The sequence below is a fragment of the uncultured Sphingomonas sp. genome (assembly GCF_964243315.1).
In the GTDB taxonomy this organism is placed as follows: Bacteria; Pseudomonadota; Alphaproteobacteria; order Sphingomonadales; family Sphingomonadaceae; genus Sphingomonas.
Window position 1 is genome coordinate 56,843 of sequence record NZ_CAXTEM010000007.1, and the last position, 14,601, is coordinate 71,443.

A 14,601-nucleotide genomic window follows, 5' to 3' on the forward strand; every position below is an offset into this window, starting at 1 on the left:
CCTTGCGGCGGACCGATCGAGCGTGGATAGAGGCGCGCATGGCTGACCAGCTCCATTCCTACGAACCCGCGACGGGCACCCTGCTGTGGAGCGGCGACGTTGGCGATGCGGATGCCGAGGTCGCGGCGGCGCGGTCGGGATGGGCGAGTTGGGCGGCGCTGCCGCTGACGGTCCGGATCGAGACGCTGCGGCGGTTCGGCAACGTCGTCCGCCAACGCGCGGATGCATTCGCGGACCTGCTCGCGCGCGAAACCGGCAAGCCGCTGTGGGAAGCCCGCACCGAGGTCGAAAGCGTCATCGCCAAGGTCGACATCTCAGTCGCCGCCTATGCCGAACGTACCAGCCAGCGGCGGCTCGATGCGCCGATGGGCAGCCGCATGGCGCTGCGTCACAAGCCGCACGGCGTGCTCGCGGTGCTGGGGCCGTATAATTTTCCCGCGCATCTGCCGAACGGCCATATCGTGCCGGCGCTGCTCGCCGGGAATGCGGTAGTGTTCAAGCCGTCCGAGAAGACCCCCGCGGTCGGCGCCTTCATGGTCGATTGCTACCGCGCCGCGGGCGTGCCCGACACCTGCATCCGGCTGCTGATCGGCGGACCTGCGGAGGGCAAGGCGCTCGCCGACCACGACGATATCGACGGGCTGCTGTTCACCGGCTCGGCACGCACCGGGCTGGCCCTCAATCGCGCGTTTGCCGCCAAGCCCGAAAAGATCTTGGCGCTGGAGATGGGCGGCAACAACCCGATCATCGTCTGGGACACGCCCGATCTGCACACCGCCGCGGTGCTGGTGATCCAGTCTGCCTTCACCACCGCGGGCCAGCGCTGCACCGCCGCGCGCCGGCTGATCGTCGACACCAAGCTTTACGACGCACTGATCGACACCATCAACACGATGGTCGGCCGCCTGATCGTCGGCAGCCCGCACGACGATCCGGCGCCGTTCATGGGACCGGTGATCGACAACGAGGTCGCCGACCAGCTGACCGAGAGCTTCCTCGCGCTGCTGATGCGCGGCGGCCGGCCGATCCGCCATCTCGAACGCGTGATCGAGGACAAGCCGTTCCTAGTCCCCGCGATTATCGACGTCACCGCGATCACCGACCGACCCGACATCGAGCTGTTCGGCCCCATCCTCCAAGTGATCCGCACCGACGATTTTGACGCCGCGATCGCCGAGGCGAACAACACCCGCTACGGCCTGTCCGCCTCGCTGATCAGCCAGACCCCGGCCTTGTACGACCGGTTCTGGTCGGGGGTGCGCGCGGGCATCGTCAACTGGAACAAGCCGACCAACGGCGCCTCCTCCTCGGCCCCGTTCGGCGGCGTCGGCTGGTCGGGCAACCACCGCCCGAGCGCCTTCTACGCGGCCGATTATTGCGCGTATCCGGTGGTCAGCAACGAAGCCGAGAGCGCGCGGGCGTCGTTGGGGATCGGGCTTCGCGACGCTTGAATGCTGATTTGCCCCGCCTGCCGAGAACGCGCGCCATAGTCACCACCGTTCGTCCTGAGTAGCGGCTGAGCGAAGCCGAAGCCGCGTATCGAAGGATAGGTTCCGCAGCCCACCCTGTCCTTCGATATGGGCTTTCCTTACGCTGCTGCGCAGCTACTCAATCCCTACTCAGGACGAACGGGGTGGATGGGAGTCATCCCGAAGGCGCAACTGCACCACGCCCCATCAATTAAGGAACCACAATGCCCTCCGGATTGGTCGCACTGCTCGACGACATCGCCGGCCTGACCCGGCTCGCCGCCGCCTCGCTCGACGATGTCGGCGCCGCTGCCACCAAGGCCGGGACCAAGGCCGCGGGCGTGGTGGTCGACGATACCGCAGTGACCCCGCGCTACGTCGTCGGGCTCAGCCCGCAGCGCGAACTGCCGATCATCGGCAAGATCGCACTCGGATCGCTCCGCAACAAGCTGCTGATCCTGTTGCCGGTGTCGCTCGCGCTGAGTGCGCTCGCGCCGTGGGCAATTACGCCGCTGCTGATGATCGGCGGTGCCTATCTCTGTTTCGAAGGCACCGAGAAGGTGATCGAGGCGCTCACCGGCCACGGCCATGCCGAGGACGACGCGGTCGCGGGCACGCCGGAGGAGCTGGAGAAGCAAAAGGTTTCCGGCGCGGTGCGGACCGACTTCATCCTCTCGGCGGAAATCATGGCGATCGCGCTTGCCGAAGTTGCGGAGTCGCCGATCGTCACGCAGGGCATCGTCCTCGCGGTCGTCGCGATCGTGATCACCGCGGGCGTCTACGGGGTGGTCGCGTTGATCGTGAAGGCGGACGATGTCGGGCTCCACCTCGCCGGGCGGCAATCGACGGTCCTGCGCGCGATCGGGCGCGGGCTGGTCAAGGGCGTGCCGGTGGTGATGCGCGCGCTGTCGGTGATCGGCACCGCGGCGATGATCTGGGTCGGCGGCGGGATCCTGTTGCACGGCGCCGAGACGCTCGGGCTCGCCGCGCCCGCGCAGGCGCTGCATCATGCCGCCGAAGCGGTCGGCCATTCGCTGGGCGCGATCGCCGGAGTCGCGAGCTGGGTCGTCACCGCGATCGGATCGGGAGTGCTCGGGCTGATCGTCGGCGGCATCATCGCGCTCGCGGTCCACGCGATCGGCAAGGCGCGCGGAGCGCATTGAGCGGCCACGAAACCTCTCCTACCCCATCGCCAAGCATCGCTGCTTTGCGCTTCGGTCTGCCAGCGGCCATCTCCGGAGCCATGGCAAGCCTCCTTGATCCAACCGCCCGCGGGCGTGTCATCCTCGTCGGCGCAGGTCCGGGCGATCCCGGCCTGCTCACCGTGCGCGCGGTGAAGGCACTGGAGACGGCGGACGTCGTCGTCCACGACGGATTGATCGATCCGCGCGTCCTCGACATCGCCCCCGCCGCCGCGCAGCGCATCTCGGTTGCCAAGCAACGCGCACGCCACACCTTGTCGCAGGATGCGATCAACGCGCTGATCGTCGCGCATGTGAAGACCGGCGCGATCGTGGTGCGGCTGAAGGGCGGCGACCCGTTCATCTTCGGCCGCGGCGGCGAAGAGGTAGAAGCGGTTCGCGCTGCCGGGCTACCGGTCGAGGTGATCCCCGGCGTGTCCGCCGCGCTGGGCTGCGCCGCGGAAGCGATGCTGCCGCTCACCCACCGCGACCATTCGAGCGCGGTCAGCTTCGTCGCCGGCCAGTGCAAGGGCCTGTCCGATCAGGATTGGGCAGGCCTCGCCGGGCAGGGCCGCACGCTCGTCATCTATATGGGCGTCGCGACCGCGACCGATATCGCCGACAAGCTGATGGCGGACGGCGTCGCCCCAGACATGCCGGTGGCGGTCCTCGAAAAGGGCACGCTGGCGGACCACCGCGCGATCAAGACGCTGCTCGCGGATCTCGGCCCGATGGTCGCGCGCGAAGGCGTCCAGAGCCCGGCGATCATCGTCGTCGGCGAGGTCGTCGAACTGTCCGACGCAGAGGACAAGCTGGCGCGCTGGGCGCGCGTATCGGAGAGCATGGGCGCATGAAGCTGTTGACCGGAAACGACCTGCCGAGCGGCGATGTGATCTGGTGGATCGGCAGCGGCTGGTCCCGCCACGTCGAGGACGCCACTGACGTCGTCGATCAGGGCGAGGCGATCGCGCGCGCCGAGGAAGGCGCACGGCGGGTGAACGGCCCGTACGTCATCGACGCGACGCTGACCGCCGAGGGTCCCCGCCCCGCGCACATCAAGGACCGCATCCGCGCGCTCGGGCCGACGGTGCGGCCCGACCTGACGCTGAAACCGACCGATCCGGCTGCGGGAAGCTGGGTTATCTGAGGACATAGAGCGAGAAGAGGTCGGCTTGACCTTACTCACCTCCGCTAAAGCACGGCCTCTACGACAATCGCTGAGGTTTCAGATCACTCCGCCGAACCCTGGCCCGTTTGCTTCTTATCGTCTTCTCGCCTGTAGCCGAATCGTCGCTATCTCAGCGCGACCTGTTTCGTGCTCCCGCGAAGGCGGGAGCCTAGTACTGTGTCCCCGCCTTCGCGGGGACACATGGGGCTACTGATCGGAAGGGCATGGCACCGATTGGTGTCGGGGAACTGAACGTGTGCAGTACGCCTCGCGCGGCCGGAGCAACGCTAGATCAAAAGCGCGCCGTCAGTCCGACCCGCAACGTCCGACCACGAAGAGCGTAATAATCGGGGTAGGTGTTATTCACCGAGCCGACCGCGAAATTGCGGTCAATGCCAATGATCGGCGGATCCTTGTCGAACAGGTTCTGGACGTTGAACCGCACATCCAGAAAGCGCGTCAGCGCCACATTGGCATTGAAGTCGATATAGGTCACCGCGGGCAGCTTGCGGATCAGAGGGAAGGTGTCTGGGTCCGTGGCAGTCGGGCGGGCGGCAAGTACGCTGTTGGTCGACAGCTTGGATACCTGCGTCCCGCCGGTGTAGCGCCAGGTGAAGCCGAGGCCGCCTTGTCCTTGCGGGAACGCCCAGTTCACCCCAGCGACGTGCCGCCACGTCGGCACCGGAGAACCGCATGCAAAGCCGTGATAGCCGAGGCATGACCAGGCCGGTGTGCCCGGCGCGAACTGCCGGTCAAGCTTGGTGGCGAGCGTGCCGTTGAAGCTCAGGTTGATCATGCCGAAATCGTCGAGGCCGAGCCGTCTCGCATCGAAATCATAGGTCGTGGCAAAATCGATTCCCCGGCTCTTCAGGTATCCTGAATTGCTGTAGCGGGCGTCGATCTCCCGCAACTGGCCAGTTTGCGGATCGCGCTTGTACACGCCGCACCAGAAATCGATCTTGCCATTGTAACATTGATCGAAGGCCAGGTTCCACCGCGACCATTCGAACGCGGCCTCGATCTGGATGTCGTACCAGTCCACCGTCGCGGAGAACCCCGGTAGGAACACCGGTTGCAGCACGACACCCGCGGTATAGCTGCGCGAGCGCTCCGGTTGCAGCGTCGGGTTGCCGCCGTTGATGAGGACGGCCGGGCAACGTCCGTCGATGTTGCACCCGCGATAGCTGGTGAGCGCATCATATTGTGCCCGGCTCATGCCAATCGAACATTGGTCGAAGGTATAGCGCTGCACGTCGCTACCGGCGGCCGGGGGCGCGCACAGATCGACGGCGAACTCGTTGGGATAGCGGTTTTCACCCTCCAGACGCTCGAGCACCGGCACGCGGAGCGCCTTGTTGTAGCTGCCTCGGAAGCGGAGCCCTTCGACTGGCGCATAGGTCGCCTCGACCTTCCAGGTGTGCACAAGCTTTTCGTAGGTTGTATAGTCGGACAGGCGGTAGCCGCCATTGACCGACAGTTCCTGAACGAAGGGCCGGTTCTGCACGAGCGGCACGTCGATCTCGCCTGCCACTTCGCGGACGCGGGCGCGGCCGTCGAACTTGGTCCAGTTGCTCCAGGCACCTTCTCCGCCCGATTGCGAGCGGACGTTGCGTTGCTCGCCGACGATCGCGAATCCGATACCGCTGGTCGCGAACGGGCTCCTGATCCCGTAATCCTCGAGAATACCGGAGATCACGCCGTTGAAGACCTTCAGATCGTTCTGCGTTCTGCTGCGGCCGATGTCGGTCAGCCAGTCCCATACCGCGGCGCCGGGCTGCGACGCGGATGAGAAGGCGTCGACCGGAACGCAATCGGGGTCGGTGCCATCGATCTTGGACAGGCAGGTCGGGACACCGTTGATGTTGCGCACCTGCAGTCCGCGCCCGAGCTGCTCGTAATCGTACCGATAGGCATTGTCCTGCATGTTCCGAAAGATGTCGCGCGATTGCACATAGCTGGCCTCGAAACGGATCTTGCCGCTGATCGGGCCGGACAGCTTGGCGGACCCTCGCCAGTTCGATATCTGCGGCTTCATCGTCTGGAGGTAATTCTTGCGCCAGAGGATGACATCGGTCGGCGAAGAGAATGCGTCGGTGCCTGCCGCGTCGCCGCACAAAAGCTGCGCCTGCTGCGCACCTAGAAACGGGTTGTCGCAATTGATCTCCGCGAAGTCGCCGTAGAACGGTGCGGTCTCGACGATCTTGGTCCGCTGGCGAGAGTGGTTGTAAATGAACCCACCGTCCAACTTGATGCCTGCGAACAGATCGGCGGTCAGGAAGCCGCCCGCGCTTATGGTCCGGTCCTCACGCTGCAAATAGTCGTCGCGCTGAACGCGGGATCTGTCGCTCGGCGATGTCGGGCGCCACGTCCGCGATCCATCGACGGCGTTGGAATAGCTGTCGTCACCGACGGAGAACTGACCGTAAGGACTGTAGTCGCCGCCGCCACAGGTGAGCGTGTCGTTGCGGAACACACTGGTAAGGGCCGGGTTCATGAACAGCGGACACGCGGTGGTGTCGATGTCGGATTGCCGCATCGGCTTGGCTTCCTTCAGCGTGACGAAACCGCTGATGTTGACCCGCTTGTCGAACAGATCCTTGCCGGCCGCGAGCGACCCGAAGAAGTTGCCGCCACCCAGCACGCTGCGCGGCGGCGTCGTGAAGCCAGCATCCCTGACCAGACGCAGCAAGGCGTCATTGTCGTTGCGGTGCTGGAAGCCGCTCGCCTCCGCATCGAAGACGATCCCGTCAAAGCGGCGCTTGATGATGAAGTTGACGACGCCCGCGATCGCGTCGGACCCATAGACCGCGGACGCGCCGCCGGTGAGGATGTCGATGCGTTCGATGAGCGCGCCGGGAATCAGGCCGACGTCATTGTCGATGCGCTGGCCGTTGAGCAGGGTCAGCGTCCTGCCCTGCCCCAGCCGGCGCAGGTTGACGCCGGCTCGGCCGGAGGTCCAGTCGTTCCCTTGCAATCCCATCATCGGCGTCACTTGAGGGATCTGCGACAGCGCGTCCTCGATCCGGGCGAGCCCGCGCTGGCGCAGAAATGCTTCGTCGACCACCGTGACCGGCGCGTTGCTCTCCATGTTCGGCCGAAGGATGCGCGTGCCGGTGACGAGGATCTCGTCGGCAATTGCGTCGCCAGGGATCGCGGCGACCCCCTCGTCGATCTTGTTCTTGTCGGAAGAAGCGCTTCCCGGTTCCGCAGCGACATCGGTCGTCGACTGATCCGCCGGAACGTCGGCCTGTGCCGCGGCAGGACCGACCGTTCCGAGCGTCAACGCTGCGGCTGCCGCACCTGCCAAGAGGATGGTCTTGCTAGTCGTATACATGCCGAGGTCTCCCGCCCAGCCGCAATAGGACTGTATAGGATCCCGCTTGTCAAATATATTATACGATATGGTGAATAGCTGCCCTACCGGGCACGCAAGCTTCCGTGATTTGTCGCAGGCCGCTGCCGTGCCTAAGTCGTTTGCTGAAATGGCTTTCCGTCGCTCGTTGGCGGGTCGGGCCCAACGAGGATCGACCGATGTATAAGTACGACAGCTACGACCAGGCGATCGTCGATGCCCGCGTCGACGAGTTCCGCGATCAGGTGAAGCGCCGCCTCGCCGGCCAGATCACTGAGGACCAGTTCAAGCCGCTGCGGCTGATGAACGGCCTCTATCTCCAGCTCCACGCCTATATGCTGCGGGTGGCGGTGCCCTATGGCACGCTCGACGGGCGGCAGATGCGGATGCTCGGGCATATCGCGCGCAAGTACGACCGCGGCTACGGGCATTTCACCACGCGCCAGAACATCCAGTATAACTGGATCAAGCTGGAGGACGCGCCCGACATCCTCGCCGATCTCGCGACGGTGGAGATGCATGCGATCCAGACCAGCGGCAATTGCATCCGCAACATCAGTTCCGACCAGTTCGCCGGCGCCGCCGCGGACGAGGTCGCCGATCCGCGCCCCTGGGCGGAACTGATCCGCCAGTGGAGCACCTTCCACCCCGAATTCAGCTACCTGCCGCGCAAGTTCAAGATCGCAGTCATCGCTGCGGACGAGGACCGCGCGGCGATGCGACTGCACGACATCGGCATCCAGCTGGTGATGCGCGACGGCGTGCTCGGCGCCAAGATCTTCGTCGGCGGCGGCATGGGCCGTACCCCGATGATCGGGCCGGAGATCAAGGACTTCGTCATTGCCGACGACCTGATGAGCTATCTCGAAGCGGCGTTGCGCGTCTACAATCGCTACGGTCGCCGCGACAACATCTACAAGGCACGGATCAAGATCCTGATCCACGAACTCGGCGCGGCGGAATATGCACGGCAGGTCGAGGAGGAGTTCGTGGCGGTGAAGGCGCTCGGCATCGATCCGCCCGCGGCCGAACTCGCGCGGATCACCGCCTTCTTCGGCGAGCCCGCCTTCGCGGCGGACGCGCCCGACGAGATCGACCGCAGCGACCCCGATTTCGCGATCTGGGTCGACCAGAACGTCAAGCCGCACAAGCGTCCGGGCCATGCGATCGTCAACATCAGCCTGAAGCCGATCGGCCAGATCCCCGGTGACGCATCGGCCGACCAGATCGACGTGATGGCCGACCTCGCCGAACGCTTCGGGCATGACGAGCTACGCGTCACCCACGCGCAGAACATCGTCCTGCCGCACGTCCGCAAGGCCGATCTCTACGCGGTCTGGCAGGCGCTAGCGGAAGCCGGCCTCGCCGAGGCCAATCTCGACCTGATCAGCGACATCATCGCCTGCCCCGGCCTGGATTACTGCAGCCTCGCCAACGCCCGTTCGATCCCGGTGGCGCAGAAGATCGCGACCCGCTTCGCCGATCTCGGCCGGCAGCGCGAATTGGGCGAACTGAAGCTCAAGATCAGCGGCTGCATCAATGCCTGCGGGCATCATCACGCAGGGCACATCGGCATCCTCGGCGTCGACAAGAAAGGCACCGAGAATTACCAGCTGCTGCTCGGCGGATCGGGTGCCGAGGACGTCAGCCTCGGCAAGATCACCGGCCCCGGCTTTTCGGAAGACGGCATCGTCGACGCGATCGAACGCGTCACCGACAAATATCTCGTCGTCCGCGAAGAGGGCGAGCGCTTCCTCGACACCTATCGCCGGGTCGGCATGGAAACCTTCAAGGAAGCGATTTATGGCTGATCCCATTTCTCCCCTCCCGCTTGCGGGAGGGGTCGGGGGAGGGCCTGTCTCTCTCACCGACGTTGCGGCTTCGGACACGCCCTCCCCTAGCCCCTCCCGGGAGCGGGAGGGGGATATCCTCCGCTTCCGCGAGGATGAGGTGCACGACGAACCCGCGGTGACGCTCGACGCGTTCCTAGAGGGTCAGACCAATGCGACGGCGGTCCGGCTGGAGGCCGGCGACGATGCGCGCGCGCTGCTGCCGCACCTTGGCCAGCTCGGGCTGGTCGAGGTCAGCTTCCCGTCGTTCCGCGACGGCCGCGGCTATTCGGCGGCGCGGGTGCTGCGCGAGGCGGGCTATGCCGGCGAATTGCGCGCCGCGGGCGACGTGCTGGTCGATCAGGTTCCGTTGATGCGGCGCTGCGGGTTCGACAGTTTCGCGCCCGAGGCCCCGATCGATCCCGCGGTGCTCCAGCGCAGCCTGGACCGCTACGAGCATCATTATCAGCCCGCCGCCGATGCTGCGGTGCCGGTGTGGAAGCTGCGGCATGGGTGAAGCCGCGCGCCAGCTCGACATGATCGACGTCGCGCCGGCGTTCACCGCGGCCGACGCCGCGGCCTTCGAGGCGCGCTATGCGGGCGTAGAGGCGCCGGCGTTGCTGCGCCTGTTGTTGACCGGAGACCTGGCGGGGCGGATCGCTGCGGTATCGTCCTACGGCGCCGAATCGGCGGTGTTGCTGCACATGGTCGCGACGATCGATCGCGACGTACCGGTGATCTTCACCAACACCCAGAAGATGTTCGGCGAGACGCTCGCCTATCGCGACGAGCTGTCCGAGCGGCTTGGGCTGACCAACCTGCGGGTATTCCGTCCCGATCCGCGGCGTCTGGCGGCCAAGGATGCTACGGGCCTGCGCTGGTCCTACGATCCCGACGGCTGCTGCGACCTGCGCAAGGTCGAGCCGCTACGCCGCGCGCTGGCGCCATTCGACGCGTGGATATCGGGTCGCAAGGGGTTCCAGTCGGGCACGCGTCTCGCACTGCCGCGGTTCGAGGTCGACGAAGGCCGGCTCAAGATCAACCCGCTGGCGGATTGGACCAAGAGCCGGCTCGACGCCTATTTTGCCGCGCACGAACTGCCGCGACACCCGCTGGAAGCCGCCGGCTATCTGTCGATCGGCTGCGCGCCCTGCACTTCGCGCGTCCAGCCCGGCGAAGACCCCCGCGCCGGCCGCTGGCGCGGCTGGGACAAGGTCGAGTGCGGAATCCACCAGCCCACCCAGCCCGGCGAGGACCCGATCTTCTGATCGTCCGGCGCCTGCCCTTCGCAGGCGCCGGACCGGACAGTCAGAAGCGGTAGCCGATCCCGAATTGCAGGATCGGATAGACCTTCACCTTGTCGACATCGTCCTGCAGGTCGCGCCGCTCGCGCTCAAGCGCCGCGTTGAACTGCGCGCTGGTCGAGGCCGAGCCGCTTGCACGAAAATCGCGGAGCCGCGCCGCGCCCTGGAACAGCACGCCGGCTTCGGCGAGGAAGAACAGGCCGGGACGGTTCTTGCCCGCCCAGCCCAGCGTCAGCGCGGGCGAGAACTTCTTGACGGTCGCACGGCCGGTCAGCGTGCCGACCTGCGCCGCGGTGAACTCCTCGTCGCCGACCGTGACCGTGCCGCCATTGTCGGCGGTCGGCGTGGCCGAGACGTTGACGCGGTTGCGGTTGATCCGCGCGCCAGCCGACACCCGGAACGCGCCGCCGAACGGGTGCACGTCGACCATCGCGCCGAACGACTTGAGCTTCAGCTTGCCGCGATAGGTGATGTCGTCGGAATCGAAGTCGCTGGATACGCCGAGGAACGTCGCACTGCCCCGCACGCCGACATGATCCGAAAAGCGGAACCCCAGTTCCGGACCGATGCCGAGCGACCCGGCGGTCAGCGCGGCCGAGATCACGCCACGGTCGCTCGCGGTCGCAGGTGCTCCCGATGTCGCGTCCTGCGCTGCCACCTGCACCGAGATCGACGCGGCCGCCGCCGCGATCATCCATGCAATCTTCTTCATAATAGCTCCCTGTTGATGCGGCCCGGCCCCACCCGACCGGGTGCCACGCCCGCTCCCTAATCATGGTGGCCAGAGCCTTCATCACCCGTTCGGGTGACGCTTGCGCATGCGAATCAGATCAGCGACTACGAGGCAGGGAATCGGGGGGTTCGATGCAGGCACTGGCCACGCTGGAGGAGAGCTTTCGCTCGGCCGCGACGGGTCGCGTGCCGTGGGGCGAACCGCTCACCGCGCTGACCGAGATGCTCGGTGCAAAAATGGGCCAGATCGCGCTGGTCGATCGCGACGGTAATCTGTTGCTCAACGTCTTCACTCGGCATGCGCTCGACGCCAGCGACGATTACATGGCGTGGCGGGGCTATGATCCGGCGATGAACCCGCGCAGTCGTGCGATCGTGAACGGGCCGGCGATGCGCTGCATCGTCGACGAGGAGTTCATCGACGCGCAGCAGATCGCCCGGTCACCGATCTACCAGGGATTGTTCAGGCCGCACGACGTGCCGCATTGCGGGCTGGTCCGGCTCTCCGGCTCGCCGACCGGCGGGATGGGCGGGCTGTCCATGTTGTGGCCAAGCAGTGCTGGTCCTGCCGACGAGAAGAAGCGGCGCATCCTGGAAACGCTCGCCCCCACGCTGGCCGCCTCGCTCACGCTCGCCACGCATCTGGAGGGGAGCAAGACCAGCAGCTTGCTCGGCACCGTCGAGATGCTGGTCGGCCCCGCGATCCTGCTCGGTCCCGATCGCGGCGTGATCGGCGTATCGGCCGCAGCCGAGGCGCTGCTACGAGGCGCCACCCACCTCACGATGCGAGGGGGTCGGCTGACCGCGATCGTCGCACAGTGCGAGGCGGCGCTGGGTGCCGCGTTCCGGCAGGCGACCGGCGGATCCACGCCGGGCGCCCCCATCAAGCTCGTCGTCGTCGCCAGCGGGCGGGATCGACCGCCGCTCGTGCTGGAGCTGCACCGCCTACCGGAGCGCGACTTCGAAGGGCCGATGAACGCCCGCATCCTGCTGACGGTTAGGACGGCACGCGCGGACCTGCCGACCTCCACCGCCGACGCGCTCCGCAAGGCGTTCGACATGACCGCGGCGGAGGCGGCCGTCGCCGAGCTGCTCGGCATGGGCCACGATATCGCGGCCATCGCAGAGCGCCGCGGCGTCGGAGTCGAGACCATCCGTACCCAGCTGAAATCCATCTTCCACAAGACCGGCACGCACCGCCAAGCCGAACTGGTCCTCGCCCTCGCGCCTTATCGGTGAGCTGACGCGCGGCGCGGATCCCTCGCTTGTGAGGGAGCCGCTGACTTCGCCAACGTCGTCGCCACACCGAAGTGCATCGATGTCGGTGTCGCTTGCACCTTTACCGTTCCCCGGCGAAGGCCGGGGCCCAGTGGCGAAGGTCCAACGAGGGAAGCCAGTCCGTCAATTCCAGGGCATCCGACCTGGGCCCCGGCCTTCGCCGGGGAACAGCTATGCTACCTGCCCCTAAGGCTGAGAGCCGCCTGATCGCACGCTACTCCGCCAAATCAGAGAACTTCGTATAGGTCGGATCGAACCGCATCCGCACCTTGCCGGTCGCGCCGTGGCGTTGTTTGGCGACGATCAGCTCGGCGAGGCCGTAGACCCGTTCCATCTCCGCCATCCAGGCATTGTGATCCTCGTGCACCTTGGCGCTGTCGCCCTCGACCGGGCGCTTCGGCTCCTTCGACGCGACGTAGTAATCCTCGCGGTACACGAACCAGACCATGTCCGCGTCCTGCTCGATCGATCCCGATTCGCGCAGATCCGACAGCATCGGCGTCTTGTCCTCGCGGCTTTCCACCGCACGCGACAATTGCGACAGCGCGAGCACGGGGACGTTGAGGTCCTTGGCCAGTGTCTTCAGACCGCGGCTGATCTCGGAGATTTCCTGGACGCGGTTGCCGTCCTTGTTCTTGCCCGATCCGGTCAGCAGCTGGAGATAGTCGACCACCACCAGCCCGATCTCGTTGTTATGGCGCCGCTGCAGGCGCCGCACGCGGGTGTGCAAGCCGCCGATCGTCAGGCCGCCGGTATCGTCGATGAACAGCGGCAGATTCTCCAGCTCCGCCGCCGCGGCCGCGAGTTGCCCGAACTCGGCGCGGCTGATCTTGCCCATGCGCAGGCTTTCCGAACTGATCCGCGATTGTTCGGCAAGGATACGCGTCGCCAGCTGGTCCGCGGACATTTCGAGCGAGAAGAACGCGACCTTCGCGCCGACCGAATCGGCGGGGGCGATGCCGTCCGCCATGTCGCGCATCCAGCGCCGCGCGGCATTGAACGCGATGTTGGTGGCGAGCGAGGTCTTGCCCATGCCGGGACGCCCGGCGAGGATCATCAGATCCGAATGATGCATGCCGCCGATCTTCGCGTTGATGCTATCGATCCCGGTGGTCACGCCCGACAGATTGCCGCCCGAATTCAGCGCGCGTTCGGCCATCTTGACCGCCATTGTCGTCGCTTGCGCGAAGGTCTTGACGCTGCTCTCGGTGCCGCCGTCCGCCGCGACCTTGAACAACTCCTCCTCGGCAAGCTCGATCTGCCCGCGCGGATTGACCTCTTCCGACGTGTCCATCGCGCGATCGACCAGCGTCCGCCCGACCGACACCAGCGCGCGCAGCATCGCCAGGTCGTAGATCTGCTGCGCGAACTGGCGCGCGCCGATCAGCCCCGCGCCGCTGCCCGTCAGCCCTGCCAGATAGGCGGGCCCACCCAACTCGCGCATCCCCTCGTCCGCCTCGAACATTGGGCGCAGCGTCACCGGGGTCGCCAGCATGTCGTTCGACCGCAGCGTCTTGATTGCCGCAAAGATACGGCCGTGCAGCGGCTCGTAGAAGTGCGTGGGTTCGAGCCGGTCGAGCAGGTCGTCGGCGAGCCGGTTGTCGATCATCATCGCGCCGAGCATCGCCGCCTCCGCCTCGACGTTGCGCGGCAGTTGCTGTGGCTCGACCGGAGTCGGCGTGGGGAATGCGAGAGTGGCCATGCCGCCGTGATACGCGCCGGGAGCCGCCCGCCTCAAGGCACCTGCGCCGGAATGATGGGGATAAGTGACAGCCTCCTGCCGCCTCGCTATCGCTGCGGCCATGGCCGATCCGCGGATCATCGATGTCGAACTCGACGAACGCACGATCCTGTGGCGGTCGGCCGACGTCGAACAGGAACGCCGGATCGCGATCTTCGACCTGATCGAGGGCAATCACTTCGCGCCGCAACGCGAGCATGCCGACGGTTATGCCGGGCCGTACAAGATCACGCTGTCGGTCGAGGAAGGCCGCCTCGCGATCCAGATCAAGCGCGCGGACGACACGCCGCTCGAGCTTCTGGTGCTGGCGCTCGGGCGTTTCCGCCGCCCGATCCGCGACTATTTCGCGATCTGCGACAGCTATTACCAGGCGATCCGCGCCTCGACGCCGCAGCAGATCGAGACCGTCGACATGGCCCGGCGCGCGATCCACAACGAGGCGGCCGAGCTGCTGAAGGAGCGGCTCGACGGCAAGATCGAGGTCGATTTCGACACCGCACGACGACTGTTCACGCTCATCTGCGTGCTTCATATCCGCGGCTGATGG

The 14,601-nt window shown here is 66.2% G+C and carries 12 protein-coding genes; 9 read left to right on the forward strand and 3 right to left on the reverse strand.

Annotation, left to right across the window (positions count from 1 at the left end; genetic code table 11):
• Positions 1 to 26: 26 nt before the first annotated feature.
• The 4 genes from astD to ACFE77_RS03995 all read left to right on the forward strand — a co-directional run bounded on the left by astD (position 27) and on the right by ACFE77_RS03995 (position 3,797).
• Positions 27 to 1,451 carry a succinylglutamate-semialdehyde dehydrogenase gene (astD, locus tag ACFE77_RS03980; RefSeq protein WP_375420376.1) on the forward strand — a complete coding sequence of 475 codons (1,425 nt, stop codon included), beginning with the start codon at positions 27 to 29 and terminating at the stop codon, positions 1,449 to 1,451.
• Positions 1,452 to 1,693: 242 nt separating this feature from the next.
• A complete protein-coding gene (locus ACFE77_RS03985; protein ID WP_375420331.1) occupies positions 1,694 to 2,632 on the forward strand; it encodes a DUF808 domain-containing protein in 939 nt (312 codons plus the stop codon).
• 80 nt (positions 2,633 to 2,712) lie between these two features.
• Positions 2,713 to 3,504, forward strand: coding sequence for a uroporphyrinogen-III C-methyltransferase (gene cobA / locus ACFE77_RS03990; RefSeq protein WP_375420332.1), 792 nt, complete (start codon positions 2,713 to 2,715; stop codon positions 3,502 to 3,504).
• A complete protein-coding gene (locus ACFE77_RS03995; protein WP_375420333.1) occupies positions 3,501 to 3,797 on the forward strand; it encodes a DUF2849 domain-containing protein in 297 nt (98 codons plus the stop codon). Before cobA ends, ACFE77_RS03995 begins: the two co-directional genes overlap by 4 nt.
• A 313-nt stretch (positions 3,798 to 4,110) precedes the next feature.
• Here ACFE77_RS03995 and ACFE77_RS04000 read toward each other — a convergent pair whose 3' ends face one another.
• Positions 4,111 to 7,152, reverse strand: coding sequence for a TonB-dependent receptor domain-containing protein (locus ACFE77_RS04000; protein WP_375420334.1), 3,042 nt, complete (start codon positions 7,150 to 7,152; stop codon positions 4,111 to 4,113).
• A 197-nt stretch (positions 7,153 to 7,349) separates the two neighbouring features.
• Here ACFE77_RS04000 and ACFE77_RS04005 point away from each other — a divergent pair, with 197 nt between their 5' ends.
• The 3 genes from ACFE77_RS04005 to ACFE77_RS04015 all read left to right on the forward strand — a co-directional run bounded on the left by ACFE77_RS04005 (position 7,350) and on the right by ACFE77_RS04015 (position 10,267).
• Positions 7,350 to 8,981, forward strand: coding sequence for a nitrite/sulfite reductase (locus ACFE77_RS04005; protein ID WP_375420335.1), 1,632 nt, complete (start codon positions 7,350 to 7,352; stop codon positions 8,979 to 8,981).
• Positions 8,982 to 9,120: 139 nt separating this feature from the next.
• Entirely contained in the window at positions 9,121 to 9,516 is a 396-nt protein-coding gene (locus ACFE77_RS04010; protein WP_375420336.1) for a DUF934 domain-containing protein, read from the forward strand.
• Positions 9,509 to 10,267 carry a phosphoadenylyl-sulfate reductase gene (locus ACFE77_RS04015; protein WP_375420337.1) on the forward strand — a complete coding sequence of 253 codons (759 nt, stop codon included), beginning with the start codon at positions 9,509 to 9,511 and terminating at the stop codon, positions 10,265 to 10,267. Before ACFE77_RS04010 ends, ACFE77_RS04015 begins: the two co-directional genes overlap by 8 nt.
• 40 nt (positions 10,268 to 10,307) lie before the next feature.
• On the opposite strand, the gene ACFE77_RS04020 is transcribed toward ACFE77_RS04015, so the two are convergent.
• On the reverse strand, positions 10,308 to 11,015 hold the full coding sequence (locus ACFE77_RS04020) for a hypothetical protein (protein ID WP_375420338.1): 708 nt from the start codon (positions 11,013 to 11,015) through the stop codon (positions 10,308 to 10,310).
• 152 nt (positions 11,016 to 11,167) lie between these two features.
• On the opposite strand from ACFE77_RS04020, the gene ACFE77_RS04025 reads away from it, so the two are divergent.
• Positions 11,168 to 12,274, forward strand: coding sequence for a helix-turn-helix transcriptional regulator (locus ACFE77_RS04025; protein ID WP_375420339.1), 1,107 nt, complete (start codon positions 11,168 to 11,170; stop codon positions 12,272 to 12,274).
• Positions 12,275 to 12,527: 253 nt separating this feature from the next.
• On the opposite strand, the gene ACFE77_RS04030 is transcribed toward ACFE77_RS04025, so the two are convergent.
• On the reverse strand, positions 12,528 to 14,015 hold the full coding sequence (locus tag ACFE77_RS04030; protein WP_375420340.1) for a replicative DNA helicase: 1,488 nt from the start codon (positions 14,013 to 14,015) through the stop codon (positions 12,528 to 12,530).
• A 100-nt stretch (positions 14,016 to 14,115) separates the two neighbouring features.
• On the opposite strand from ACFE77_RS04030, the gene ACFE77_RS04035 reads away from it, so the two are divergent.
• Positions 14,116 to 14,598: a UPF0262 family protein gene (locus tag ACFE77_RS04035; protein WP_375420341.1), complete on the forward strand. Its 483-nt coding sequence runs from the start codon at positions 14,116 to 14,118 to the stop codon at positions 14,596 to 14,598.
• The last annotated feature ends 3 nt before the right edge of the window (positions 14,599 to 14,601 follow it).